The sequence below is a fragment of the Paraburkholderia sediminicola genome (assembly GCF_046026855.1).
In the GTDB taxonomy this organism is placed as follows: Bacteria; Pseudomonadota; Gammaproteobacteria; order Burkholderiales; family Burkholderiaceae; genus Paraburkholderia; species Paraburkholderia sediminicola_A.
The window spans coordinates 288,753-315,578 of the sequence record NZ_JAQQET010000003.1 but is presented as its reverse complement, the minus strand read 5'-3'; the positions used below and the strand labels follow the sequence as shown (position 1 = coordinate 315,578).

General features: G+C 62.0%; 18 protein-coding genes. 7 read left to right on the top strand and 11 right to left on the bottom strand.

Annotated elements, in window-relative coordinates:
- Positions 1-158: 158 nt before the first annotated feature.
- The 7 genes from iolB to PQR40_RS05305 all read right to left on the bottom strand — a co-directional run bounded on the left by iolB (position 159) and on the right by PQR40_RS05305 (position 9,251).
- Positions 159-959 carry a 5-deoxy-glucuronate isomerase gene (gene iolB / locus PQR40_RS05335; RefSeq protein ID WP_408485711.1) on the bottom strand — a complete coding sequence of 267 codons (801 nt, stop codon included), beginning with the start codon at positions 957-959 and terminating at the stop codon, positions 159-161.
- The gene (iolE, locus tag PQR40_RS05330; protein WP_408508560.1) at positions 956-1,882 is read right to left on the bottom strand and encodes a myo-inosose-2 dehydratase; all 927 of its coding nucleotides are present in this window, start codon (positions 1,880-1,882) and stop codon (positions 956-958) included. The genes iolB and iolE overlap by 4 nt, the downstream gene beginning before the upstream one ends.
- Before the next feature lie 10 nt (positions 1,883-1,892).
- Positions 1,893-3,866, bottom strand: a complete 1,974-nt coding sequence (gene iolD, locus PQR40_RS05325) for a 3D-(3,5/4)-trihydroxycyclohexane-1,2-dione acylhydrolase (decyclizing) (protein ID WP_408228645.1) — start codon at positions 3,864-3,866, stop codon at positions 1,893-1,895.
- Positions 3,863-5,929, bottom strand: a complete 2,067-nt coding sequence (locus tag PQR40_RS05320; RefSeq protein WP_408508559.1) for a bifunctional 5-dehydro-2-deoxygluconokinase/5-dehydro-2-deoxyphosphogluconate aldolase — start codon at positions 5,927-5,929, stop codon at positions 3,863-3,865. The genes iolD and PQR40_RS05320 overlap by 4 nt, the downstream gene beginning before the upstream one ends.
- A 65-nt stretch (positions 5,930-5,994) precedes the next feature.
- On the bottom strand, positions 5,995-6,819 hold the full coding sequence (locus PQR40_RS05315; protein ID WP_408394496.1) for an ATP-binding cassette domain-containing protein: 825 nt from the start codon (positions 6,817-6,819) through the stop codon (positions 5,995-5,997).
- A gap of 13 nt (positions 6,820-6,832) precedes the next feature.
- Positions 6,833-8,014 carry an ABC transporter permease gene (locus PQR40_RS05310; protein WP_408228654.1) on the bottom strand — a complete coding sequence of 394 codons (1,182 nt, stop codon included), beginning with the start codon at positions 8,012-8,014 and terminating at the stop codon, positions 6,833-6,835.
- Between the two features lie 190 nt (positions 8,015-8,204).
- The gene (locus tag PQR40_RS05305; protein WP_408228656.1) at positions 8,205-9,251 is read right to left on the bottom strand and encodes a sugar ABC transporter substrate-binding protein; all 1,047 of its coding nucleotides are present in this window, start codon (positions 9,249-9,251) and stop codon (positions 8,205-8,207) included.
- A gap of 277 nt (positions 9,252-9,528) precedes the next feature.
- Here PQR40_RS05305 and PQR40_RS05300 point away from each other — a divergent pair, with 277 nt between their 5' ends.
- From PQR40_RS05300 to PQR40_RS05285, 4 genes are all read left to right on the top strand, one after another.
- Complete coding sequence (locus PQR40_RS05300; RefSeq protein WP_408228659.1) at positions 9,529-10,410, top strand: MurR/RpiR family transcriptional regulator; 882 nt, start codon at positions 9,529-9,531, stop codon at positions 10,408-10,410.
- Positions 10,403-11,419, top strand: coding sequence for an inositol 2-dehydrogenase (gene iolG / locus PQR40_RS05295; protein WP_408228662.1), 1,017 nt, complete (start codon positions 10,403-10,405; stop codon positions 11,417-11,419). Before PQR40_RS05300 ends, iolG begins: the two co-directional genes overlap by 8 nt.
- Entirely contained in the window at positions 11,416-12,459 is a 1,044-nt protein-coding gene (locus tag PQR40_RS05290; protein ID WP_408508558.1) for a Gfo/Idh/MocA family oxidoreductase, read from the top strand. The genes iolG and PQR40_RS05290 overlap by 4 nt, the downstream gene beginning before the upstream one ends.
- 136 nt (positions 12,460-12,595) lie before the next feature.
- Complete coding sequence (locus PQR40_RS05285) at positions 12,596-12,823, top strand: sulfurtransferase TusA family protein (protein ID WP_025600552.1); 228 nt, start codon at positions 12,596-12,598, stop codon at positions 12,821-12,823.
- 116 nt (positions 12,824-12,939) lie between these two features.
- On the opposite strand, the gene galU is transcribed toward PQR40_RS05285, so the two are convergent.
- A complete protein-coding gene (galU, locus tag PQR40_RS05280; RefSeq protein WP_408205778.1) occupies positions 12,940-13,821 on the bottom strand; it encodes a UTP--glucose-1-phosphate uridylyltransferase GalU in 882 nt (293 codons plus the stop codon).
- A gap of 73 nt (positions 13,822-13,894) precedes the next feature.
- A complete protein-coding gene (locus PQR40_RS05275) occupies positions 13,895-16,774 on the bottom strand; it encodes a valine--tRNA ligase (protein ID WP_408228668.1) in 2,880 nt (959 codons plus the stop codon).
- Between the two features lie 985 nt (positions 16,775-17,759).
- On the opposite strand from PQR40_RS05275, the gene PQR40_RS05270 reads away from it, so the two are divergent.
- Positions 17,760-20,111 carry a UvrD-helicase domain-containing protein gene (locus PQR40_RS05270; protein WP_408333625.1) on the top strand — a complete coding sequence of 784 codons (2,352 nt, stop codon included), beginning with the start codon at positions 17,760-17,762 and terminating at the stop codon, positions 20,109-20,111.
- Positions 20,108-20,962, top strand: a complete 855-nt coding sequence (locus PQR40_RS05265; protein WP_408508557.1) for a 5'-methylthioadenosine/adenosylhomocysteine nucleosidase — start codon at positions 20,108-20,110, stop codon at positions 20,960-20,962. Before PQR40_RS05270 ends, PQR40_RS05265 begins: the two co-directional genes overlap by 4 nt.
- Before the next feature lie 136 nt (positions 20,963-21,098).
- Here the strand turns inward: PQR40_RS05265 and PQR40_RS05260 are convergent, their stop codons facing one another.
- Together PQR40_RS05260 and PQR40_RS05255 are read right to left on the bottom strand one after the other, a co-directional pair.
- Entirely contained in the window at positions 21,099-23,003 is a 1,905-nt protein-coding gene (locus PQR40_RS05260) for a propionate--CoA ligase (protein ID WP_408333619.1), read from the bottom strand.
- Positions 23,004-23,199: 196 nt separating this feature from the next.
- Positions 23,200-24,468 carry an MFS transporter gene (locus tag PQR40_RS05255; RefSeq protein ID WP_408508556.1) on the bottom strand — a complete coding sequence of 423 codons (1,269 nt, stop codon included), beginning with the start codon at positions 24,466-24,468 and terminating at the stop codon, positions 23,200-23,202.
- A gap of 514 nt (positions 24,469-24,982) precedes the next feature.
- On the opposite strand from PQR40_RS05255, the gene PQR40_RS05250 reads away from it, so the two are divergent.
- Positions 24,983-26,662 carry a methyl-accepting chemotaxis protein gene (locus PQR40_RS05250; protein ID WP_408508555.1) on the top strand — a complete coding sequence of 560 codons (1,680 nt, stop codon included), beginning with the start codon at positions 24,983-24,985 and terminating at the stop codon, positions 26,660-26,662.
- Positions 26,663-26,826 lie beyond the last annotated feature (164 nt).

The window sequence follows — 26,826 nt, the reverse complement described above, 5'->3', positions numbered from 1 at the left end:
TGCCTGCCCCGCACAGGGGCGACGCTAATAATCCAATATCAATTCAAGGAAAGGCCAACACCATAAAAACACAAAAAACACGCCAAGCAGGCAAAAAAACCAAGAAAAGCCCAACGTCGAAGGCATACAACCACCAACCGCTCCGCAGGAAAAAACCCTTAACCATCCTTATCAATAATCCACTCATGCGCCGGATCATTGCGAAAATGCCAGGTCCTCTTCCCCCCAGCCATAACATTCAAATAATAAGAATCATACCCATAGGGTACAACCACCGGATGATACCCACGCGGCACCATCACGACGTCGTGATTCTCAACAGCCATCGACTCATCGATGTCGCGCATATCGGTATACACGCGCTGAAAAGCAAACCCCTGCGGCGGGTCGAGCCGATGATAGTAAGTCTCTTCGAGCGAACTCTCATGCGGCACGTTATCGGTGTCGTGCTTATGCGGCGGATAGCTCGAAGCATGCCCGCCAGGTGTGCGAACCTCAACCACAAGTAAAGACTCCGCAAGCTCGGTCTGCGGAAGAATATCGCATACATATCGCGTATTGAGCCCTTTGCCACGCGTGGAGCGCTTCATCGTCGAAGGCTCAATCAACCTCGCCGGATGCGCACCCTTGGCAGGCGCACTCGCCACGCCAATCTCCGCGTCGCGGCAAGCGCGAACAGTCACGCGAACGCCAGGCGGGAAATACACCGCATACGGCGCGGAATCCTCGAACACGCTATCGCGTGAACCCAGTGAACTCCAGGTGGCATCGGCGGTTTCAATATCCACCGCACCGGCGAGCACCACGATACAAACTTCCCGAGCCGGCTCAAACACATGAACGACTTCACTCGCGCCCAACCGGTAAGCAGCAAATCCCACATACCGCCAGCACGCCGATTCGGGTGTCACCCGCGCGATTGTCTGGCCCTCGCGCTGTGCTTTCACCAATAAACTCATGCCGCCTCCTGCTGAGGTTTGTCACCGGCGTCAAGTGGTGCGTCGACCAGCGCTCGCAAAGTCTGAAATCCTTTCTGCGCATAGTCGTACGATGGCGCCACAATGGGGTCCTGTTCCGCTTCAACTACCAGCCAGCCGCGATAACCATAGCGCTTTAATCGGTCGATGATCGCCGGGAAGTTCACCGCACCGTCGCCCGGTACCGTGAAGGCACCGTTGATCACCGCATCGAGAAAACTCCAGTTGCGATTGCGCGCCAGCTTCATCACCGCCGGTCGAACGTCCTTGCAGTGCACGTGACACACTCGGCCGATGTGCTTGTCGAGTACCGCGAGCGGATCGCCGCCGGCAAACGTGATGTGCCCTGTGTCGAATAGAAGACCGACGGCGTCGCTCGTGCGGGACATCAGCTGATCGACGTCAGCGGGTGTTTCGACGTATGCGCCCATGTGATGGTGATACGCAAGCCGCACGCCGCGGCTCAGCGTGTAGCGCGCGAATTCATCGACACGCGCCGCGTACGCCGCCCACTGCGCGTCGCTGAAAAAACGGGGGCGTTGATACAGCGGTTGCGGTGCGCCCTGAATCGAATCGGCGACTTCGCCGTACACCATCGCCGTCGCGCCGTTCTGTGCGAGCAGTTCGAGATGCGGGCCGACCGAGGCGATTTCCTCTTCCACACTGCGCCGCGCGAGTCGTCCGGAGTACCAGCCGGATACCAAGGCCAGATCGTATTGGGCGAGCAGCGTCTTCAATGCCTGCGGCTCACGCGGAAATTTGTTGCCGAGCTCAAAACCCTGGTAGCCGATCTGGCGTCCTTCGGTCAGTGCAACTTCAAGCGGCGTTTCGCCACCCAGCGAGGGCAGGTCGTCGTTCATCCACGATAAGGGGTTGATGCCGATACGTACGTCGAAAGCAGTCATGCGGGCGTCCTCATTCGTTGTCGATGTGACCTGGGCGGTCGCTGGGGTCGGCGGGCGCCGCGCGCGCAGCGAGTTGCGCGTCGTATTGCGAACGTGCGGCACGCACGGTGTCGCGCGCGGAGACTTCGGGCACGGCGACTTCCCACCACCAGCCGCCGTCGTCCGTGGTACGGGCGGGGTCGGTGTCGATACTGATCACGTAGGTGCAATCGGCCGCGCGCGCACGTTGCAGCGCGTCCTCAAGTCCGGCGATGTTCGCGACGTGTTCGGCCTGCGCGCCGAGCGAGCGCGCGTGAGCGGCGAAATCGATTTTAGGTGCGCCGAGCGGACCCTGCATGCAGTCGTCGAGCAGGTTGTTGAACGGTGCGCCACCGCAGGCCTGCTGCAAACGGTTGATGCAACCGTAGCCACGATTGTCGAGCACCACCACGATCAGCTTCGCGCCGATCATGACCGAAGTCGCAATCTCGCTGTTCATCATCAGATAGCTGCCGTCGCCGAGCATCACGATTACTTCGCGCGCGGGACGCGCGAGCTTTACGCCGAGGCCGCCGGCGATCTCGTATCCCATGCACGAGTAGCCGTATTCGACGTGATACGCGCCCGGTTTGCCCGCGCGCCATAGCTTGTGCAACTCGGCCGGCAACGTTCCGGCTGCGCAAACGACGATGTCGTCCGTCGCGGAACGCGCGCTCGAACGCTGCACCGCGCCGATCACGTCGCCTTCATACGGCAGCACGGTGTCGCGTTGCGGCGCATGCGTGAGCGTGCTCACGGTATCGCGCCAGCCCGCCGCGAGTTTGTGGGCGCGCGTGGTCCATGTGCGGTCCGCGTGCCAGCCTTGCAGGGGTTCGGCGAGCGCATCCAGTGCAAGACGTGCGTCGGCTTCGACCACCAGCGCGCGATGCTTGAGACCGTCGAATGGGTTCGCGTTGATACCGATCACGTCGGCCTGCGTGAACAGTGTGTTCGACCCGGTGGTGAAGTCCTGCAGGCGTGTACCGATCGCCAGCACGCAGTCTGCGTCGTGTGCGAGCGCATTCGCGGCAGGCGAGCCGGTCACACCCAATGCGCCGGCGTTCAGCGGATCGTTCCATGCGAGCGAGCCTTTTCCTGCCTGCGTTTCCGCCACCGGAATGCCGTGCGTGGTGGCGAAGCGGTGCAGCGCATCGGTCGCGCGTCCATAGAGCACGCCGCCGCCCGCAACGATCAGTGGACGCTTTGCGCGGCGCAAATGGGCAACCACCGCGTCGATATCTTCGGCGCGCGGCGCAGGAGAATGAATCGTGACGACGCGCGGTGCAAAGAAGTCGACAGGGAAGTCCCATGCCTGCGCTTGCACGTCCTGGGGCAACGCGAGCGTGACGGGTCCGCACAACGCGGCGTCGGTGAGCACACGCAAGGCGCGCGGCAACGCATTGAGCAACTGCGCCGGATGCACGATGCGATCGAAGTAGCGTGACACCGGCTTGAACGCGTCGTTGGCGGAGACGCCGCCGTCATGGAAATCTTCAACCTGCTGTAGTACCGGATCGGGCGCGCGCGAGACGAACACGTCGCCGGGTAGCAGCAGCACGGGCAAACGATTCACATGCGCGAGCGCGGCCGCGGTGATCAGATTGGTCGCGCCGGGTCCGATCGAAGTCGTGACAGCCATCATGCGGCGCCGGAAATGCGCCTTCGCATAGGCGATCGCGCTGTGCGCCATCGCCTGTTCGTTATGAGCGCGCAGTGTGGGCAATGTTTCGCGGTGCTGGTACAACGCTTCGCCCATTCCGGCTACATTGCCGTGGCCGAAGATGGCGAACACACCGCCAAAGAGCGGCTCGGTGCCGGTGCCGTCTTCGGTCGCAACGCGTTGCGCGGCGAGATAACGAACCAGCGCCTGAGCGGTCGTCAGGCGGACGGTGCCACCCGAGGGCGCGTGTGCCTGGGTGGCGTCGTTGGCGGACGCCGCATATTGATGCAGTACGCGCTGGTTCATGCCGCCTGCTCCTGATGTGCGTGGCTCGCCGTGGTGGGCTGAACGTCGGTCGCGCCGCGCGTTGCACGCCACGACGCGATCAGCGTTTCGAACGTGCGGCGCACCCGCGCGATCAGTTCGTTGTCATCGATCTCACCGGCGAGCCATGCATGGCTCGGCTCGTGAAAGATCGTGCGGCCCACGGTAAAGCCTCGGCATGTCGCCGATTGTGCCGCCGCGCGAAAGCCCTCGTTCAATTGCTCGACACCCGCTGACAAGCCGAGCAACACCACGCCCCGGCAGTAGGGATCGCGTTCGGCGATCAGTGCGTCGACGGCTTGCCATTGGGCGGCGTCCATCGGTTCGAGCTTCCACCATTCCGGATAGATGCCGATGTTGTACAGCCGCTTCAACGCGCGATAGACGATGTCCGGTGCTTGCGGCAGATGCGCGTGCTTCGGCGGAATCACTTCAAGCAGTAATTCGTGGCCGCTCGCTTGCGTCGCGTCGTAGAGCGCACGCAGTTGTGCTTCCTGTTCGAGGCGTTGTTCGACCGGTTCGTCGGGATGGAATTGAACGAGGCACTTGGCGACGTGTTCCTGCGGCCACGCAATCAACGTTGTGCCGATCGAGCGGCCATGATCGAACACGAGCGGTACGGACCCGGGCAACTCAACCGGTCGGCCGATCCACCAGCCGCGGCCGGTAGCGGCGTTCAATGCGTCCTGACCGTAGCGGTCGTCGCTCAATATGCCGATGCGGCCTTGCAACCCCAAGGCGGTTTCCGTCTGCGCGACGGCGTCGACGAACAAACCCTTCAGTTGCGCGATGCGCGCTTCGTCGGCGCCGGTCTGCTGGGCGAGTTCGAAGAATTGATTGCGGTGGTCAAACGCGAAGCCGAGTACTTCGTCCCATTGTTTGCGGGCAGGGGAGACGCGATGCAGCCGCGCGAGCGTTGCGTCACGGTCGGGGCGGCGCATGCGTTGCGGATCGGCCTTGGCTTCGCGCAGGAAGTAGTCGAGTTCGGCGGGCGTCGGCATCGCGGGCGCACAGCCGTGACGCGAGACGACCAGCGCGCCGCTCGCATTCGCCGCCCGCGCGCACGCTTCGAGCGGCTGATCGCGCAACCATCCGGAGAGAAAACCCGAAGCGAATGCATCGCCCGCGCCGAGCACGTTCAACACTTCCACCTCGACTCCGCCATGAATCGGCGCATCGTCGAGCGTTGCGGGCACTTTGCCGTCAATGATCTGGCAGCCCATCGGCCCGCGCTTCAGGACCAGCGTGGCCGGGGTCACGGCGCGCACCATCGCGAGTGCGTCGACGAGCTCGGTCTTGCCGCCGGCGATGCGGAACTCCTCCTCGGTGCCGATCACCAGATCGAACAAAGGCAGAATGCGCTGCAGATGCGCGGTCACGCCTTCGCTCGCGACAAAGCGGGTTTCGCCATCCGCTTTGCCCGTGAGGCCCCACAATACCGGGCGATAGTCGATGTCGAGCACGGTGCGCACGTTGTTACGTCGCGCGTAATCGAGCGCGCGGCGGCTCGTGCGATTCACCTGCTCGGTCGAAAAGTGCGTGCCGGTAATCAGTAGCGCTTTCGACGACGCAATGTACGCCTCGTCGAAATCCGCTTCATCCACCGCCATATCCGCACAATTCTCGCGATAGAAGATCAGCGGAAAGGTATCGCGATCTTTCAGACCGAGCAGAACGAGGGCGGTCAGGCGCTCCTGATCGACGCGCACATGACTGACGTCGCAGCCTTCCTTCGTCAAGGTCTCGGTGAGAAACCGGCCCATATGATCGTTGCCGACGCGCGCCAGCATCGACGATAGAAGCCCGAGCCGGGCGCAACCAAACGCGATATTCGCCGACGAGCCGCCGAGATATTTCGCAAAGCTCGACACGTCTTCGAGCCGCGCGCCGACCTGCTGTGCGTACAGATCGACGGCAAGCCGGCCAAGACAGACGATATCGCGGCTGCGGTCCGGCGCGAAACGGCTGGCCGTCGCTGCTGAAGCGGGCGTGGGCCCGTTACCGTTCACGATCCCGGTCCCGCTGGATGTGCTGGAATGATTCATGGATATTCCTGAATAGCTGAACGCGGTGACCGGCACGGCAAGCGCCGGAACCCCGCGCGAATGAATCAGATCGTCGCGCCTTCAAGTTCGCCGATCATCTTCTGCATCTCGGCGCCGCCGGCCATCATGTCGAGCACTTCGTCCTTGCTGATGGTGTCCTTCGTGAACGTGCCGAGTGATTTTCCGCGATTGAGCAGCGTGAACGAATCGCCGATCGGATACGCGTGATGTACGTTGTGTGTGATGAAGATCACCGAGATGCCTTTCGCGCGCGCGGTGTGGATCAGCTTCAGCACATTGAAGCTCTGCTTGACGCCGAGCGCGGCGGTCGGTTCGTCGAGAATCAGCACGCGCGCGCCGAAGTGAATCGCCCGCGCAATCGCCAGACATTGCTTCTCGCCGCCGGACATCGTGCCGATCGGTTGATGCGGGTCGCGCACGTTGATGCCCATTTCGGCGAGCTTGTCACGTGAGGTCGTGGCGCAGGTTTCGAGGTCCATCACTTTCAGAAAGCCGAACAGTTTCTTTTGCGGCTCTCGGCCCATGAAGAAGTTGCGTGCCACGGAGAGCAAGGGCACGAGCGCCAGATCCTGATAGACGGTGGCGATGCCGAGATCGAGCGCGTCTTTCGGCGACTCGAACAGCACGGGTTTGCCGTCGACAAGATATTGGCCGGAAGAGGGTTGATGCACACCGGCCAACGTTTTGATCAGCGTCGATTTGCCCGCGCCGTTGTCGCCGAGCAGGCAATGCACTTCGCCGCGCTTCAGGCGCAAGGTCACACCGCTCAGCGCGATGACCTGACCGAAGAACTTGCTGACGTCTTCGAGTGCGAGGATCACGTCGTCCTGCGACTCAGCCGCAGTGTTCACGGTATTCGTATCGGACATGGTTGCCTCCTCGTTACGACTGCGCGACGCGACGGCGCACGTAGTGATTGAACAGCACGGCGATCAGCAGCATCACGCCGAGGAACACGCGGAACCAGTCGGAATCGACATTCGTATAGGTGATGCCGATCTGCACGACGCCGAAGATCAGTGCGCCGAAGCAGGCGCCGATCACCGAGCCGTAGCCGCCGGTCAGCAGCGTGCCGCCTATCACCGCGGCGATGATGGCTTCGAATTCCGCCTGCAGCCCACGATCGGCCGCGGCTGAACCGATGTCGCACACTTGCAGCACGGCGAACAGGCACGCGCAGAACGCGGTCAGCACGAACAGTGAGATCTTGACGCGCCGCACCGGCACGCCGACATTCTTCGCTGCATTGGCGTCGCCGCCGACCGCGAAAATCCAGTTGCCGAAGCGGGTTTTGGCGAGAGTGAACGCGCAGACTGCGGCAAGCGCGAACCACCAGAGCAGAACTTTTGGAATGCCCGGCACGAGCGGATTGCCGTTATCGAGCAGCTTGACGACCCCCATCTGGCCGAGCCAGATGAACAGGCCCTTGAACGCGACGCCCTGGAACAAGGTATGGGCGAGCCAGTCGTGAGCGGCGACGTCGCCCACGCCAGAGATGATGGTGCGGTCGGCGAACATGACCGACAGGGCCAGCGTGAGCCCGCGCAGAATGAACAGAAACGCCAGCGTCACGATGAATGACGGCAGCCGCGTGCGCATCACCAGATAGCCGTTGAGTGCGCCGAGCAGCATCGATCCGGCGAACGCAAACAGGATCGACAATGCAATCGGCCAGTGGAAGTACATGGTGGGCAGCGCGACCATCATGCCCGAGAAGCCAATCATCGAGCCGATCGACAGATCGAATTCGCCGGCAATCATCAAGAGGCACGCACCGACCGCGATCAGACCAAGATAGGCGGCCACTTGCGACCAGTTCATCACGCCGTCGAGGTTGAACATGCCAGAGTTGCCGGCTGCAATCCCAAACACGAGGAACACCATCACGGTGCCGGCGAGGGCGGCGAATTCCGGACGGTTCAGCAGATGCCGGAACCACGATTCCTGGCGCACGCGCTCATCGGCCGCCGCGGGCGCACCGTTGGAGGTCGACGCAGACGCCGTCCCATTGCCGGAAGGGGGCTGCTTGCGGGGATGGGGATGGAAGGGTTTGGCTACGCCCATTGAAGCTCTCCTTGATGCGCCCGGCGATTGCGGTCATCAAATGACTGCAATCGGACCGCATGGCGCGTAATGCACGTAAAACGTGGTGAACGCAGGCGTGGGGCGGCCTGGCCAGTTGCGGCCGGCCGCGTCCACTTACTTCATACCTGCCGGAACGGTTCTCCCGTATCCGCACTTCCAGCGAAATGCGTTAGCGATACTGCCCGGCGTACTTGACCACCTTGTCGATATTGGCCTTGGTGATGAAGCCCGGGCCGGAACCGATATTGCGCGGGCCATAGGCGGGCTGCAGGCCGTAAGTGGCGAGGCGTTGCTGGAACTTCGGATTGGCCTGCAAGATCTTGCGGATCTTTGCCGGATCGGTGGTGTGGTCCTTTTTCACAATGGCGAGTACGGCGACCGGGATATAGCCCTGCAGGTAGGGTTGCTGGTCGATCGCGAACTGGATCGTGCCGTCCTGGATGCCCTTCGCAATGTCATTGTCGAAATCGAATGTCGCGAACCAGATCTTGCCGGCGAGGCCCATCTGCTGCAGCGCTTTGATGGTCGGCGCTGCCGACAGCGGACCGAGGGCGAGCACCGCCTGGGTGTTCGGGTGATTGCGCAGATACGCGCTCACTTTCGATTGCACACCGGTCGGGTCCTGGCCGGCGTCGAGCGTGGAGGTCTTGAAGTCAACCCCGATCGCGTCGGCAAAGCCACGGCAGCGTTCGAACGATGCCGGGTTGGTTGCGTAATGATTGACGCACAGGAACGACTTGATGCCCGCTGCCTTCGCCTTTTGGCCCGCCGCTTTGCCCGCGGCATATTCAGGCTGGCCAACGTGCATGATCGCGCCAAGCTGCGCGCTCTGCTCTTCGGTACCGGAATTGATCGTGACGAGCGGGATGTGTTTCTCGGTGACCTTGGCGATCGAACTCTTGAGTACGTCGAAGTCGGCGATCGAAACGATCACGCCGTCGTAGTTGCGCGCGGCGGCCTGTTCGACCAGACGCGCCATATCGGCGATGTCGCCGTTCGGCGGATTGCGGTAATCGGTCTCGACGTTGAAATCTTCGTCGGCCTGTTTGATGGCGTTCTTGATGGTGTTCCACCACGAATCCGAATCCGGCGCGTGGCTGATCAGCACGAAGTGAGCGTCAGCCGCGCGGGCGGCCGACGCCGCACCGAATCCCGTCGCCAACGTCAATGCCGCCACCAGAATCCTGAGCGTAGCCTTGCCCTTGCAAAGTCTCATTGTCTCCACCTTTCTCGGTCTGTCGTTATTGAAGGGAGCGTCTGGCGGGCGGCTTTCCGATTGCGTGCGTTGCGGCAGACGTCAGCCGATGCACCATCGCTCACGACCAAGATTAGGCCATCTTCCGAAGCGTTGCAATGAAAATTTCATGACAAAGAAAAATGGAAAATACATTCCATTTGACGGGGTGCCTGCCTATAATCGGCAGCGTCAGGATGCTGTGTGGCGCGCGCTGGAAGCGTCTTCCGCACTGCAATAAAGCAACGAAGAGAGAGCCATGGCGGAAGAGAGCACCGAAGACTTGCCGAGCGTCGAAGAATTGATGCAGCGCATCGCGGAAAACTACGAAGCGTTGCCGCGTCAATTGAAGAATGTCGCGACTTATATCGAGCAGCATCGCTCGAGCGTGATGGTGGATCGCACCAGCGATATCGCCGCGAGTTGTGGCGTGCATCCATCCGCCGTGGTGCGCTTTGCGCAGCGCTTCGGCTTTTCCGGCTTCTCCGATCTGCAGGCGGTATTTCGTCAGGCGTATACGGGGCAAGGCACGTCCTCGCCGAGTTATCAGCAGAGGATTCGCAAGCTGATCGACGAGAAGCCTGGCGCATTGTCTGGCGGCGCAGTGGCGCGAGAATTCATCGCGGCTTCGCGTGGTGGACTTGAAGAGCTCGAAGCTGGCCTCGACGACAAGCAGTTCGACGCTGCCGTGAAGATGCTGCAGCAGGCCGACAACATCTACGTGATCGGCGTGCGGCGCTCGTTTCCAGTGGCGAGCTATATCGTCTACGCATTGCAGCACACGCCGAAGCGCGTGCACCTGGTGTCCGGTTTCGGCGGCATGTACCGCGAGCAGATTCGCAGCGTGAAGAAGAGCGACGTGGTGATCGCGATCAGCTTCGCGCCGTATGGCAAGGAAACGCAGTACTGCCTGCGCGTGGCACATCACCATCAGGCGAAGACATTGGTTATTACGGATAGCCAACTATCTCCGTTGTCACGTTATGCCACCACCCAACTGTATGTGAAAGAGGGCAGCGCGTTTGCGTTCCGCTCGCTGACCAGCACGATCTGTTTGTGCCAGGCGTTGTTCATCGCGCTCGCGTACAAGCTCGAACTGAACGTAGAAGAATCCAAAGAGACTGGAGGATACGATGACTGAGGCGGTAAAGACGATCGATGTAGCGGTATTCGGCGCGGGACGTATCGGCAAGATTCATGCGGCGAATCTGGCGCGGCAGCCGGGCGTGCGGCTTAAGTATGTGGTCGATGTGAATCGCGAGGCGGCTGCTGCGCTCGCCGCCGAGCACGGTGCGCAGGTTGCCGATATCGACGGCGCGATGGGCGATGCGTCGATCGGCGCGACGGTGATCTGTTCGAGTACGGACACGCACGCGGATCTGATCATGAAATCGGCCGCGCAGAAGAAGCATGTGTTCTGTGAAAAGCCGGTTGACCTGACTCTGGAGCGGGCGCGTGCCTGCGCCGAGGCCGTGGAGCGTGCGGGCGTGGTCTGCATGATCGGCTTTCAGCGCCGCTTCGACCCGACTTTTTCCGCGTTGAAAGCGCGCATCGATGCGGGCGAAATCGGCACGCCGGAAATGCTGGTGGTGACGAGCCGCGATCCGGGCGCACCGCCGGTCGAGTACATCAAGCACTCGGGCGGCATTTTCAAGGACATGTTGATTCACGACTTCGATATTTTCCGCTGGATTCTCGACGATGAAGCCGACACGCTGCACGCCACCGGTAGTTGTCTTTCGGATCCGGCGATTGCCGAAGCGGGCGATATCGATTCGACCGCGGTGACGATCCGCACGAAGCACGGCCGCCTGTGCCAGATCAACACCGCGCGGCGCGCGGCTTATGGGTATGACCAGCGTTTCGAAGTGCTCGGCAGTACAGGCATGCTGCAGGCGGGCAATGTCCGGCCCACCGAGGTCACCGCGTATTCGAGAACCGAAGTGTCGAGCGATGTGCCCGAGGCGTTTTTCCTCGAACGTTATCGCGCGGCATACGCCTTGGAAATCGCACATTTCTTCGACGCGGTCACGCACGGCAAGCCGGTGCGAACTACCGTCGCCGACGGCCTGAAAGCGCTCGAACTCGCCGACGCCGCGACACGCTCGTGGCGCGAGGGCCGCGCGGTAAAACTCGGGGAGTCATCGTGACGCAGGCGACTATTGGGCGGCTTCGTTTGGGTGTGGTCGGTTTGGGGCGATTGGGCAAGCGGCACGCGGAAAATCTGGCGTATCGCGTGCCGGGTGCAGCGCTCGTGGCCGCTTGCAGTCCATTGGAAGAGGAGCGGGCATGGGCACGCGAGACGTTGCCCGAGCCGCGCCTCTATGACGACTATGCGGCGCTGCTGGCCGATCGTGACGTGGACGCGGTATGGCTCGTCACGCCGTCGTCCTTGCACGCGCAGCAGATTATCGATGCGTTGCGCGCCGGCAAACATGTGTTTTGCGAGAAGCCGCTATCGCTCGATCTAGCCGAGTGCGAGCGCGTATTGGCCGAGGCTGCGCGCTATCCGCATTTGCAGGCGACTATCGGCTTCATGCGGCGTTTCGATCCCAGCTACAAGGATGCGTTCGACAAGATCGCAGCCGGCAAGATCGGCAGACCTTTCCTTGTGCGCTCGCAAACCACCGATCAGAACGACACCGACGGCTTCTTCGTGCGTTTTGCGGCAACCTCCGGTGGGATCTTTCTGGACTGCACGGTGCATGACATCGACGTCGCGCGCTGGCTGCTCGGCAAGCCGCGCGCCAAGCGCGTGTTTGCGGCGGGCGCGGTCGCATTGCACGAGGGGTTGCGGGAATTCGGCGACGTCGATAACGGCGTGGCGATTTGCGAATTCGAGGACGGCAAGCTCGCGATGTTCTATGCGTCGCGCACGCAGGCTCACGGTAACGACACACACAGCGAGGTGATCGGCACAGCCGGCGCATTGGCGATTGGCCACAATCCGCGTGCGAATCGCGTCGAGATCTACGACGCGACGGGCATCCGCAACGAATGCACGCCGAGCTTCTTCGATCGGTTCGAGGATGCGTTTTTGCATGAGGCGCGTGCCTTCGTTGCAGCGGTGCAGGGCGGGGCGGCATCGAATGCGCAAGCAGGCGCTACGCTGGCCGATGCGCTCGAAGCGACGCGGATTGGCATGGCGTTGCGGCAGTCGCTACAGAGCGGAGAAGCTGTCACGTTGTAGCGCCAGAATGCCGTCGGATTGCGATAATCGATGTGACAGCGTCACGTCCGGCGGCTAAACGACGCCTGCTGTAGAATTTGACCCTCTGTCCGGCGTCGCGTACGACGCCTCATCCCGAAGGTCATCGTCGATGCAAATTCAGGTTCACAAGGAAGTCGATGCGCGCGGGCTGATGTGCCCGCTGCCCATTTTGCGCGCCAAGAAGGCGCTCGCCGACATGGAAAGCGGTCAGATTCTCAAGGTCCTGGCTACCGATCCGGGTTCGCAGCGCGATTTCGCCGCGTTCGCGAAGCAAACCGGCAACGAAATCGTCGAAAGCTCGGCGCACGACAAGGTTTTTACCTTTTTGATGAAGCGCCGCTGAAATGCAAACAAAAGGCGCTGTGCCCGCGAATGCGGGGCACAGCGCCTTTTTTACGTCTGACTGATGCTATCGAGAGGCTAACAGCGCAAAAGGGTTCTGCGCGACAGTCCAGTTGCTCAGCCTTCCAGCACCGGCGAACGGGTACGCAAATATTCTTCGAAATCGGCTGCCACTTCCGGGTGACGCAGAGCGAACTCGACCGTCGCCTTCAGATAACCCAGCTTGCTGCCGCAGTCGAAACGCGTGCCGTGGTACTTGTACGCCAGCACCTGTTCATCGGCCAGCAGCGATTGAATTGCGTCCGTCAGCTGCAACTCACCGCCTGCGCCCGGCTTCAGTGCGCGCAGATGTTCGAAGATACGCGGCTTCAGCACATAGCGGCCCACCACGCCGAGATTCGACGGCGCGACGTTCGGCTCCGGCTTTTCGACGATGCCCGACATCTTGATGATCGAGTCTTCCCACTCTTTACCGTCGACGATGCCGTACGACTTCGTCTCCGCGTGGGGGATCTCTTCGACGCCAATCACCGAGCTGTGATAGTGGTCGAACACTTCGATCATCTGCGTCATCACGGGCGGCGTGCCGTACAGCAAGTCGTCTGCGAGGATGACGGCGAACGGGTTGTCGCCCACCAGCTTTTCGGCGCACATCACCGCGTGGCCCAGACCGAGCGCTTCCGGTTGACGCACGTAGAAGCAGTCGACATGGCTCGGCTTGATGCTGCGCACCAGTTCCAGCAGCTTGTCCTTGCCGCGCGCGAGGAGTTCCGCCTCGATTTCGTATGACTTATCGAAATGGTCCTCGATCGCGCGCTTGCTGCGGCCCGTGACGAAGATCATTTCGGTGATGCCGGCCGCCATGGCTTCTTCCACCGCGTATTGAATCAGCGGCTTGTCGACGATCGGCAGCATCTCCTTCGGGCTGGCCTTCGTGGCAGGGAGGAACCGGGTGCCAAGACCTGCTACCGGAAATACCGCTTTTGTAACTTTTAGCATGTGATTACCCTGAATCCTCTGGTTTAGCTTTTGGTCCTTGCCCGCCCACGACGGGGCGGACACGGAGCATCGATCAGGCCGGCAAACGAGCCAATTGAGCTTTCAGCTTGCCAATAGTGGTTTCGAATTCTGCCAGCCTTTTCTGCTCCTGCTCAACGACTGCCGGCGGCGCCTTTGCAACAAAGCTTTCATTCTGCAATTTGGCATTGCACTTGATGACTTCAGTGCCAAGCCGCGCAATCTCCTTCGACAGACGCTCGCGCTCGACAGCCACGTCGATTTCCACCTTCAGCACGAGCTTGTCATTCCCTACGATAGCAATTGGCGCGCCATCTGCTTGCGCATCCAACGTTGCCTCGTCGGCGATGATCTGCACGTCCGACAGACGGGCCAATGCCTGAGCGTACGGAGCGAAAGTGGAGAGGCGCTCCGCGTTGCCGGTAGCGAGCAACGGCACCTTGACCGCCGGCGACAGATTCATCTCACCGCGCAGATTCCGGCACGCATCGATCACTGCTTTCAGGTCGGCCGCCCATTGCTCCGCGTCTTCGTCGATCTTCGACGGCTCTGCAACCGGGTACGGCTGCACCATGATGGATGCTTCGCCCTCGGCTTTGCCTTCGGGGTAACGGGCCGCCAACGGTGCAACTTTTTGCCACAGCGCTTCGGTAATGAACGGAATCACCGGATGCGCGAGGCGCAATACTGTCTCGAGTACGCGCAGCAGCGTGCGGCGCGTGGCGCGTTGCTGGTTCGGCTGACCCGTCTGGATCTGAACCTTGGCGAGTTCGAGATACCAATCACAGTATTCGTCCCATACGAACTTGTATAGGGCGTTGGCCACATTGTCAAAACGATAGTCGGCGAAGCCCTTGGCGATTTCCGCTTCCACACGCTGCAGGCGCGAGACGATCCAGCGGTCAGCCGCCGAGAAGTTCAGGTGGCCGTCCGGGCCGCATTCACCGCATTGTTCCGGCTTGCCGAAACCACAATCCTGGCCTTCACAGTTCATCAGCACGAAACGCGTGGCATTCCACAGCTTGTTGCAGAAGTTGCGATAGCCTTCGCAGCGCGCCAGGTCGAAGTTGATGTTGCGGCCGAGCGTAGCCATCGAGGCCATCGTGAAACGCAGCGCGTCCGTGCCGAACGCCGGAATGCCGTCCGGGAATTCCTTGCGGGTTTTCTTTTCGATCGACGCAGCCTGCTTCGGATTCATCAGGCCGGTGGTGCGCTTGGCCACCAGCGCGTCGAGTTCGATGCCGTCGACGATATCGATCGGGTCGAGCGTATTGCCTTTGCTCTTCGACATCTTCTGGCCTTCGGCGTCGCGCACGAGACCGTGCACGTAGACCGTGTCGAACGGCACCTTGCCGGTGAAGTGCGTGGTCATCATGACCATGCGCGCGACCCAGAAGAAGATGATGTCGAAACCGGTGACCAGCACCGATGAAGGCATGAAATGCTTCAGCTCCGGCGTCTCGGCAGGCCAGCCGAGCGACGAGAACGGCACCAGCGCAGACGAGAACCATGTGTCGAGCACGTCTTCGTCGCGCTTCAGGGCGCCCGTGTAGCCGGCCGCAGTGGCCTTGGCGCGGACTTCCTCTTCGGTCTTGGCGACGAAAATTTCACCGTTTTCGCCGTACCACGCCGGGATCTGATGGCCCCACCAGAGTTGACGCGAAATACACCAGTCCTGGATGTTTTCGAGCCACTGGTAATACGTGGTGGACCAGTTTTCCGGCACGAACTTGATTTCGCCGCTGCGAACCACGTCGAGTGCCGTTTCCGCGATCGACTTGCCCGGATTGAAGGTGCCTTCCGGCGCCGGCTTGCTCATGGCGACGAACCATTGGTCCGTCAGCATCGGCTCGATCACGACGCCCGTGCGGTCGCCGCGCGGCACCATCAGCTTGTGCGGCTTGACCGATTCGAGTGCACCGAGCGCGTCGAGATCGGCCACGACCTGCTTGCGGGCTTCGAAACGGTCCAGACCGCGGTATTTTACCGGTGCGTTCTCGTTGATCTTCGCGTCGAGCGTGAGGATTTCGATCATCGGCAGTTTGTGGCGCTGGCCGACCTGATAGTCGTTGAAATCGTGCGCGGGCGTGACCTTGACCACGCCGGTACCGAATTCGCGGTCGACGTAGTCGTCGGCGATGATCGGGACTTCGCGGCCGGAGAGCGGCAGCGTGACCGTTTTACCGAGCAGGTGCGCGTAGCGCTCGTCTTCCGGATGGACCATCACGGCGGTGTCGCCGAGCATGGTTTCCGGACGCGTGGTCGCGACCGTCAGATGGCCCGAGCCGTCCGTGAGCGGATACTGGATGTGCCAGAGGTGGCCGTTTTCTTCTTCGCTGACCACTTCGAGGTCGGAGACGGCGGTGAGCAGCACCGGATCCCAGTTCACGAGACGCTTGCCGCGGTAGATCAGGCCCTGTTCGTACAGGCGTACGAACACGTCGCGCACGGCGGTGGACATTTTGTCGTCCATCGTGAAGTATTCGCGCGACCAGTCGATCGACGCGCCCAGGCGGCGCACCTGATTCGTGATGGTCGAGCCGGATTCCTGCTTCCATTCCCAGACGCGTTCGGTGAACTTTTCGCGGCCGAGATCGTGGCGCGAGATGCCTTGGGCGTCCAGTTGCCGTTCGACGACGATCTGCGTGGCGATGCCCGCGTGGTCCGTGCCCGGCACCCAGAGGGTATTTTCGCCGAGCATGCGGTGATAGCGGGCGAGGCCGTCCATGATCGTCTGGTTGAAGGCATGGCCCATGTGCAGGGTGCCCGTGACGTTCGGCGGCGGCAACTGGATCGAGAAGTCTTTCTTGTTCTCGTCGAAGGAGGGCGCCGCATAGGCGCGCTTTTCCCATTCGGGGCCCCAGTGGGCTTCGACGGTGTGGGGCTCGAAGCTTTTGGCAAGCGTGGAGGTCGGGTCGCTCGGGGTCTCGCTCATTTCTGTCCGTCTGCTGGTGGATGCAAAGAATGCTCGATTATAAGCGGCGCTGCCGGTGAGGGCCCTTGGTTGAGTTTTTTGCCTTTGGCGGCGGCGTTGTCAGGGTTCTCAGGGCTTTGGCCTTTCCTTGCATTGTTAGCGGTCTATTAGCGTTGCCCCTGTGCGGGGCGGCACCTACTTCTCTTTGCCGGCTGCAAAGAGAAGTAGGCAAGAGAAAGCAGCTCAAACCGCCAATGCTAAGTGGGCGCCGTGGCCTGCAAGTGGCAGTGGCTCCGTGGAATCCGTGTTCGTGCACCTTCAGACGTTAGTGACAAGGGTGTCATCGGCTCCCACTCCGCACTGCGTGCGTCGCGGACGGGTTTGCCAGGGAAACCAGAGGTTTCGGTTGCGCGCCGTGGGGGCCCTCGGCTTCGCCTCGGCGATGCACTAGCCGAGCTAGTACTTTGGAAATGTCACCGGCACCAAACGAAGCTCGCGGCATACGAAGTGCTGTGGGGCACTGAAAACGGCAAGCCTCCCTTTGAAGTGCCGCAGGCATCGGGTACGGCGAGTTGCCTTTGGAGGTGCCGTGGGCATCGAATGCGGCAGATAGCCTTGTGAATTACCGCTGAGCGTAAAAACGGCGGCCGGCTTGATGAAATACCGCGTCGGCGCGCGCAGCGCCGCCGGAAGAATGACGGCCTTGTCACTCACGCTGAATGTGCGAGAACACAGATTCCAGATGCACCACTACCGTAACTGCGCGGGGGACCCGCTTAAGAATTAGCGGTTTGAGCTGCTTTCTCTTGCCTACTTCTCTTTGCAGCCGGCAAAGAGAAGTAGGTGCCGCCCCGCACAGGGGCAACGCTAATAGACCACTAACAAAACAAGGAAAGGCCACCGCCGTAGGCACACAGAAAAAGCGCCGCGCAGGCAAAAACCCCCAAAAAACCCCAAGCTCCGGAGGGGCCTATAATGTCGGACGCCCTCGCCGTCCTCCCAAAAAATGCCCGATCTGCTAGCCAATCTAAACCCCGAACAACACGCCGCCGTCACGCTCCCCAACGAGCCAGCGCTCATCCTTGCCGGCGCGGGCAGCGGCAAAACCCGCGTCCTCATCACGCGCATCGCATGGCTTATCCAGCACGGTCTGGCGTCGCCCGCCACCATCCTGGCGGTGACCTTCACCAATAAAGCCGCCCGCGAAATGATGTCGCGTCTTTCGGCACTCTTGCCGATCGACACGCGTGGCATGTGGATCGGCACTTTCCACGGCCTGTGCAACCGCATGCTCCGCGCGCACCATCGCGACGCCGGCCTGCCCGCCACTTTCCAGATCCTCGACACCGCAGACCAGCTCTCCGCGATCAAGCGTCTGATGAAAGGCCTTAACATCGACGATGAAAAGTACCCGGCGAAGAATCTCCAGTACTTCATCAACAATTCCAAAGAGCAAGGCCTGCGGCCGAAAGACGTCGACGCCACGGATAATTTCAACCGCAAATTCGTCGAACTCTACGAAGCCTACGACCAGCAATGTCAACGCGAAGGCGTGGTCGATTTTCCGGAACTGCTGCTGCGCTGCTTTGAATTGCTGGCGCACAATCCGCCGCTGCGCGCCCACTATCAGGCACGCTTCAGGCATATCCTCGTCGACGAGTTCCAGGACACCAATAAACTTCAATACGCGTGGCTGAAGATGCTGGCCGGGCAGACCAACTCGATCTTCGCGGTCGGCGACGACGATCAGTCGATCTACGCATTCCGCGGCGCGAACGTCGGCAACATGCGCGACTTCGAACACGAGTTCAACGTCCGGCACATGATCAAGCTGGAGCAGAACTATCGCTCACACGGTCATATTCTCGACGCGGCCAATCAGCTGATCGCCAACAACTCGCGGCGTCTGGGCAAGAATCTGCGTACCGACGCGGGGCACGGCGAACCGGTGCGGGTCTACGAATCCGCCACCGATACGCAGGAAGCCGGCTGGATCGTCGAGGAAATCAAGGCGCTAATCAGCACCGGCACGTCGCGCAGCGAAGTCGCGATCCTGTATCGCAGCAACGCGCAGTCGCGCACGATCGAACACACGCTGGTCAACGCGGGCATCGCGTATCGCGTGTATGGTGGCCTGCGCTTTTTCGAGCGCCAGGAAGTCAAGCACGCGCTCGCCTATCTGCGGCTGATCGACAATCCGAACGACGACACCGCGTTCGTCCGCGTCGTCAATTTCCCGACGCGCGGTATTGGCGCGCGCTCGATCGAACAACTTGCTGATGCGGCACGTCTGTACAACTGCTCGATGGCCGCTGCGATTCCGTATGTCGCGGGTAAGGCGGGGTCGAGCCTCGCCAGCTTCGCGAACCTGATCGGCCGGATGCGCGCGGAAACGCAGCAGATGAGCCTGCCGGAAACGGTCGAGTGCGTGATTCGCACGAGCGGTCTCACGGAGTTCTATCAGAACGAACGCGAAGGCCAGGACCGGCTGGAGAACTTGCAGGAACTGGTCAATGCGGCTGCTGCTTTCGTCAGCGAAGAAGGCTACGGCATGGATACGCCGGCGCGTTCGATTCCGCTGCGCCCGGGCGCAACGACGGCTCCTGAGTTGGCCGTCGCTACCGACGATCCGAATGTCGTTGTGCTGGACGCACCCGGCATCGACGATCCGGCGCAAAACCCGGACACGATGACGCCGCTCGCCGGTTTCCTGTCGCACGCATCACTGGAAGCGGGCGACAACCAGGCGCAAGCCGGTCAGGAAGCCGTGCAGTTGATGACGGTGCACGCGGCCAAGGGCCTCGAGTTTACGGCGGTGTTCATCACCGGGCTTGAAGAAGGGCTGTTCCCGCATGAAAACAGTGCGATGGAATCGGACGGTCTGGAAGAAGAGCGCCGTCTGATGTACGTGGCGATCACGCGGGCCAAGGAACGTTTGTATCTGTCGTTTGCGCAGAGCCGGATGTTGCACGGCCAGACGCGCTACAACATCCGCTCGCGCTTCTTTGACGAGCTGCCGCAGGAAACCCTCAAGTGGCTCACGCCGAAGGTCGAGGCGGGCGCGCGCTGGGGTGGTCGCTCGGATAACGCCGGTTACGGTCGCGACTGGTTCGCGCGGCCGGGTTACACGGGCGCCTCGTCGTCGACGCCGGCGCCGTTGCCTGCCTTCGCGAACGAACAGCGCGCGGCTGAAACCGGCTTTCGCGTCGGCCAGCAGGTGTTCCACACCAAGTTTGGGGAAGGCACGATCACGGCGCTTGAAGGCGGTGGCACGGATGCCAAGGCGCAGGTCAAATTCAAGCGGCACGGCGAGAAGTGGCTGGCGCTTGCGGTCGCCAAATTGCAGGCGGTCGAATGAGCGCGGGCACGGCAGGGTCAGCTGCGGCTAACGCGGGCGCGGCCGGTTTGGACGCGCCCGCTATCGATCTGAACCGCAGCGGCGCGTCGGTCCCGCACCGTCCGCTCGGCATTCTGGCGGCCTTGCCGCAGGAACTCGGCGATCTGATCGACGCGATGCGCGCCGAATCCGGCGTGCGCACCATCACGCATGGTCAGCGCGATTATCACCTGGGCACCGTGCACGGCGCGCCCTGCGTCGTGACGCTGGCGCGCGTCGGCAAGGTCGCCGCAGCGGCCACCGTCAGCGCCTTGATCCATGCGTTCGATGTCGAGGCGGTCGTGTTTACTGGCGTTGCGGGTGGCGTGGGGACCGAGGTGCGGGTCGGCGATATCGTCGTAGCCAACGTGCTCATGCAGCACGATCTCGACGCGTCGCCGTTGTTTCCGCGTTTCGAGGTGCCGTTGCTCGGCGTGTCGCGCTTTGCAGCCGATGCGGCGCTTGCCGATCAACTCGCCGCCGCGTGCGAGCGTTTTGTTGCTGAAGAGGGCACGGCGTCGGCGGTGCGCTTCGGCACGCGCGAGCCGCGCGTGCATCGCGGGTTGATCATCAGCGGCGATCAGTTCGTCGCGAGTGCAACAGGCGTCAAAGCGTTGCGCGATGCGCTGCCGGATGCGCTCGCGGTGGAGATGGAAGGGGCGGCGATCGCGCAGGTCTGTTACGAGTATGGCGTGCCATGTGCGGTGGTACGCACCATCTCCGACACCGCCGACGATCACGCGCCGCAATCGTTCGTGTCGTTTCTCACGGAGATCGCCGGGACATATTCGAATGCGATTCTGACGCGGTTTCTGGAAGCGCGTCGCGCGTAATCTGCTCACCGCTTTGGCACGCAGCGTGTTGATCAGCCGGGCCAATAGCAGCAACCCGGCAGTCACCCGGCAGTCACCCGAACGAGCGGCGCACAAGCGCTTCGCTCGTGCACGGCACGATCGGCCTGGGCGCTGGCTAGTGCTTCGTTGAATCCCCCAGCGCCTCGCGTACCTGCTGCAAAGCCGCCGGATCTTCGATAGTTGGCAGGTCGCCCGGTTCGCGTCCCTCGGCTAGCGCCGCAATCGCGCGGCGCAACAGCTTGCCCGAGCGCGTCTTCGGCAGCATCGATACCACGACCACTCGTGCTGGCCGCGCAATGGCGCCAAGCTGGCGGTCGACCGTGGCCGTGAGATCGGCTTCCAGCTTTGCCCGCGATTTGTCGTCCGCAAAGGCTTGCGCGTCGCGCAGCACGACAAAGGCCATGGCCGCCTGACCCTTCAGCGCATCCGCCACGCCGACCACCGCCACTTCCGCGACCGCTGCGTGGCTCGACAATGCTTCCTCGATCTCGCGCGTGCCGAGCCGGTGACCGGCGACGTTGATCACGTCGTCGGTGCGGCCGAGGATCGTCACGTAACCGTCTTTGTCCTGAATGCCCCAGTCGAACGTCGAGTAGGCCTGCTGGTTCGGAATGCTCGACCAATATGTGCTGACAAAGCGTTTGTCGTCGCCCCATACCGTCGACATGCATCCCGGCGGCAGCGGATATCCCAGCGTGAGCACGCCTTTTTCGCCAGGCGGGCAGGGCTCGCCGGTCAGTTCGTTACGCAAGGTCAGGTTGAAGCCGGCCGACGGCACACCCGGCGAGCCGAGCTTGGTGGGCAGGGCTTCGACGCCGCGCGGAATCGCCAGCATCGGCCAACCGGTTTCGGTCTGCCAGTAGTTGTCGATGATGGGCTTGCCGAGCGCGTCGGAGATCCACGCGGCGGTCGGTTCGTCGAGCGGCTCGCCGGCGAGGAACAGCGTGCGCAGGCTCGATAGATCGGATTTCTTCAGCAGCGCCGGGTCCTGCTTTTTCAGCACGCGCAACGCAGTCGGCGCGGTGAACATCAGATTGATCTTGTGCTGTTCGACGAGGCGCCACCAGATGCCGCCGTCCGGACGAATCGGTGTGCCTTCGTACATCACGGTAGTGAGCCCCGCGATCAGCGGCGCATAGACGATGTAGCTGTGGCCGACCACCCAGCCCACGTCCGACGCGGTGAACATCGTGTCGCCGGGCTTGCCCTGAAAGATGTGTTCCATCGATGCCGCCAGCGCCACCGCATAGCCGCCGACGTCGCGCTGCACGCCCTTCGGTTTGCCGGTCGTGCCCGACGTGTAAAGCACATAAGACGGCTCGTTCGATTCGAGCCATTCGCATGGCACATGCGCATCGAAAAACTGCTCGCGCAACGGCTCGTAGGCGACGAGGTAGCTCGCGTTCAGGCGCTCGGGCGCGAGCTGGCGGTCGATCAGCAGCACGTGCGGCGTCTTGTGGGTTGCGCGCGCGAGCGCTTCGTCCATCAGCGGCGTGTAGTCGATCACTTTGCCGCCGCGTGCGCCCGCGTCGGCGGTCACGATCAGCACAGGCTTCGCATCGTCGATGCGAGCTGCCAGATTGAGGGCCGCGAAGCCGCCGAACACCACCGAGTGAATCGCGCCGAGCCGCGCGCACGCGAGCATGGCGAACAGCGCTTCGGGGATCATCGGCATGTAGATCAGCACGACGTCGCCGCGCTTTACGCCCAGCGAGCGCATTACCGCAGCCATGCGGTTGATTTCCGCGTAGAGCTCGGCGTAGGTGTAACGCCGCTCGATACCGGTTTCCGTCGACACATAGACCAGCGCGTTCTGCTGTGGGCGCTCGACCATATGACGGTCCACCGCGTTATGGCACAGGTTCGTGCGGCCGCCGACGAACCAGCGCGCGAACGGCGGATTCGAGCGATCGAGCACCGTATCGAACGGCGTTTGCCAATGAATCCGCTGCGCCTGTTCACGCCAGAATTCCTCGGGTTGCTCGATCGAACGGCGGTGGAAGTCGCGGTAGCTGGTCATCGGCGGCGATCCTTCTGCTGCGTGAGTGAACGGATGGCGAGTCGTACGGCTGTTGGGCACGGCGCGAGAGCAGTGCGTACGTCCGCACAAGCATAGAGCACGCGTGGCTGTGCGGACAACGCGGGTTCACCATGAGCGCCGTCAAAGAAAAAAGGCGCCGCAGCGCCTTTTCGTCATGCAACTTCTGGCGAACGCATCACGCTTTCGCGCGCTTACCTTCGACATTCGGCAGAAACACCGTCAGCACGCCGATCAGCGGCAGGAACGAGCACACCTTATACACATAAGTGATGCTGGTGGCGTCGGCCAACTGCCCGAGCACGGCCGCGCCGATCCCGCCCATCCCGAACGCGAAACCGAAGAACAACCCTGCGACCATCCCCACTTTGCCGGGGATCAGCTCTTGCGCATAGACGAGGATCGCCGAGAACGCCGATGCCAGCACGATACCGATAATCACTGTCAGCACGCTGGTCCAGAACAGGTTCGCGTACGGCAGCAGCAGCGTGAATGGCGCGACGCCGAGGATCGACACCCAGATCACATACTTGCGGCCGATCCTGTCGCCGATCGGACCACCAATCACCGTACCCGCCGCGACAGCAGCGAGGAACACGAACAGGTGGATCTGCGCGGCCTGCACCGGCAGATGGAACTTGTCGATCAGATAGAACGTGAAGTAGCTGTTGATGCTGGCGAGGTAGAAGTATTTCGAGAACACCAGCAGCATCAGCACGCTCATCGCGAACATGACCTTGTTGCGCGACAGCGTCGCGTGGCCGGCTTGGCTGCGCGTCTTCTTGACCGACGGATGAGCCTTGTACCAGCGACCGATTTGCGTAAGCACGACGATCGCAACCAGTGCCGCCACCGAGAACCACGCGATGCTGCGCTGGCCGTGCGGAATCACGATCAACGCGGCGAGCAGCGGCCCGAGCGACGAACCCGCATTGCCGCCCACCTGGAACAGCGACTGCGCCAGACCGTGACGGCCGCCCGACGCCATGCGCGCCACCCGCGACGATTCCGGATGAAACACCGACGAGCCGCAACCGACCAGCGCCGCCGCTACCAGCAGCACGCCGAAACTCGGTGCGACCGACATCAGCAGCAGGCCGGCGAGGGTAAAGCCCATACCGACGGGCAGCGAATACGGCTTGGGATGCTTGTCGGTATAGCTGCCGACAAGCGGCTGCAGCAGCGATGCGGTGATCTGGTAGGTCAGCGTAATCAGGCCGATCTGCCCGAACGACAGTGAAAAGTTGTCCTTCAGCATCGGGTAAATAGCCAGAATCAACGACTGGATCATGTCGTTGAGCAGGTGCGAAAAGCTGATCGCACCGAGCACAGAGTAAACCGTGCGCTGGACTTTCGCGGCCGGCTGCGACGGGGCAGCGGGGTTGGCAGGACTGGTGGGAGAGGCTGAGGCACCGGCGAGGGCGCTTTTATCGAGGCTCGTTTCCATACGCTAGATGAGAGAGAGGAGAGTGAAAGGTAATGATTTCAGGCTGCCGGCGCGTCGTCGTTCTTTGGAGCCGCTTGCCTGTTCGACTGCTGCGGCATTTCGACGCGGTATCCGGCGTTGTCAGGTATTTGTCGAAGTTTAATGTGGCTTCCACGAATTGTAAGGACAAGTTTTGTCGCGAATCGGACACTTATGTCTCGTCTGGGCGCCATGGGTGCATTGAAACGGCGAGCCGGGTGCACCGTGACGGTGCTTGCGGCGGCTGTGCTGCCATGACCAAGCATGGCTGGCAAGCCGTCTGATAAATGCGGTTTGGGGATTTTTGGCCATGTATAAAACGGTCGCGGGCGCGGAGCTTACAAAGCGACGCGCCGAGGACCGGGCATAGTAGTTGGAGTTGGCATCACGTGAGCGGCGTTAAAGATCGCAGACGTTTATGCCGTAGACCCGGAGAGATAAGCATCAATGCCGGAACCGACCTTTCCGGCAGTTCGATTACGTGGGGACGAGGAATATGAAAGCAGTTTCGCTGGGCGGCCAGACGGGCGCGGGGTTCGTACCGGAAGGGGAAGCGGCGGGCGAGCCGTCGCCATCGCATGGGCAGGGCAGCCGCTCGCGTGCTGTGCGGCTCAAGGGCTGGTCGGTGAAGGCCACGCTGCGGCTTGCGTTTGCCGTGTTGTTGATTGGCACGCTGGCGATCGGTGTTTTTTCGCTGACCCAGATCAGCCGCCTGAACGCCTCCGCGCAATCGATCTACGACCAGGGCCACGTGGCGAGCCGCGCTGCCGAAGAGGCGCGTGGCCACATGCTGCGCGCAAGCCGCGCGCAAAAGATGCTGTTGACCGCGACCACCGCCAAGGAGCGCGACGATCTCGGCGCCGACATCGACAAGGGTCTGAGCGGTCTCGGCACGGAACTCGGCACGCTGCAACAGTACGTCGACACATCCGACGCGAAGTCTGTCGACCAGCAGAAGAAATTTGCCGCAGCCGTCACGGTGTGGAGCGGCCATTTGCGTGACTTCGTGAAGCTTGTGAAAGCGCAGCCGCTCGATCTTTCGCAGATGAACTGGCAGGTCGGCATGCAGGACGTCTCGCTGCTGGTCGAGACCGGCAAGCTCGAGAAACTCGTCGACGGACTCGTCGCGCAGCGCGGCACGGCTGCCAAGGCGACCATCGAGGCGTCGGGTTTTATCTTCCATTCGTCGTTCGTGATGATCGCGGTGATGACGATCGCATTGATCGCGCTGGCGTTCGGCATTAGCGAGTGGGTGGTGCGGCGCCTTGCCGGCCAGCTTGGCGGCGAGCCGGCGTACGCGAAGGAAATTGCCAGCCGGATCGCGGCGGGCGACCTGTCGAATCAGATCGCGTTGGGCCGCAAGGACAAGTCGAGCATGCTGTACGCGCTGCACGACATGCAAAGCGGCCTCGCGACGACGGTTTCCGACATCGCATCCAGTGCGGACGCGATTGCCACGGCGTCGGGCGAAATTTCGATGGGCAATCTCGACCTGTCGCAGCGCACCGAGCAGCAGGCGATGGCGCTCGAGCGGACCGCGAGCAGCATGGAGCAACTGACCTCCACGGTGAGGCAGAACGCCGACAACGCGAAGCAGGCGAGCACGCTGGCCAACAACGCCTCGGAGATTGCCGAGAAGGGTGGCGACGTGGTGAGCCGCGTGGTCGCGACGATGAACGAGATCAACGACAGTGCGCGAAGCATCGGCGACATCATCGGTGTGATCGAGGGGATTGCATTCCAGACCAACATTCTGGCCTTGAACGCGGCGGTGGAAGCCGCTCGAGCCGGCGAAGAGGGTCGCGGATTTTCGGTGGTCGCAGCCGAAGTACGCAATCTCGCGCAGCGCAGCGCAGCGGCTGCCAAGGAGATCAAGGGCTTGATCAGTGCGTCGGTGGAGCGAGTAAGCAACGGGTCGACACTCGCACAAAATGCTGGCCAGACCATGGATGAAGTAGTCAAGGCTGTGAAGCGCGTGACTGACATCATGGGCGAGATTTCGGCGGCATCGTCCGAGCAAAGCGCGGGGATTGAAGAGATCAATCTCGCGGTGACGCAGATGGACTCGGGCACACAGCAGAACGCCGCATTGGTGGAGCAGGCAACAGCGGCGGCCCGCTCATTGGACGACCAGGCCCGCGGCCTGAAGCAGATGGTCGGAAAGTTCAGGCTATAAAACGGGGGAACACGGTGCCCGAAGCCTTGGGAATGAAGCCCGCGACTGAAGTACCACCTCGGCGCGTGCGATGCCGCCGAGGCGAAGCCGATGGCCCCCACTGCCCGCAAACGGAGCCCTTGGTTTCCCTGGCAGACCCGTCCGCAACGCACGCAGTGCGGAGT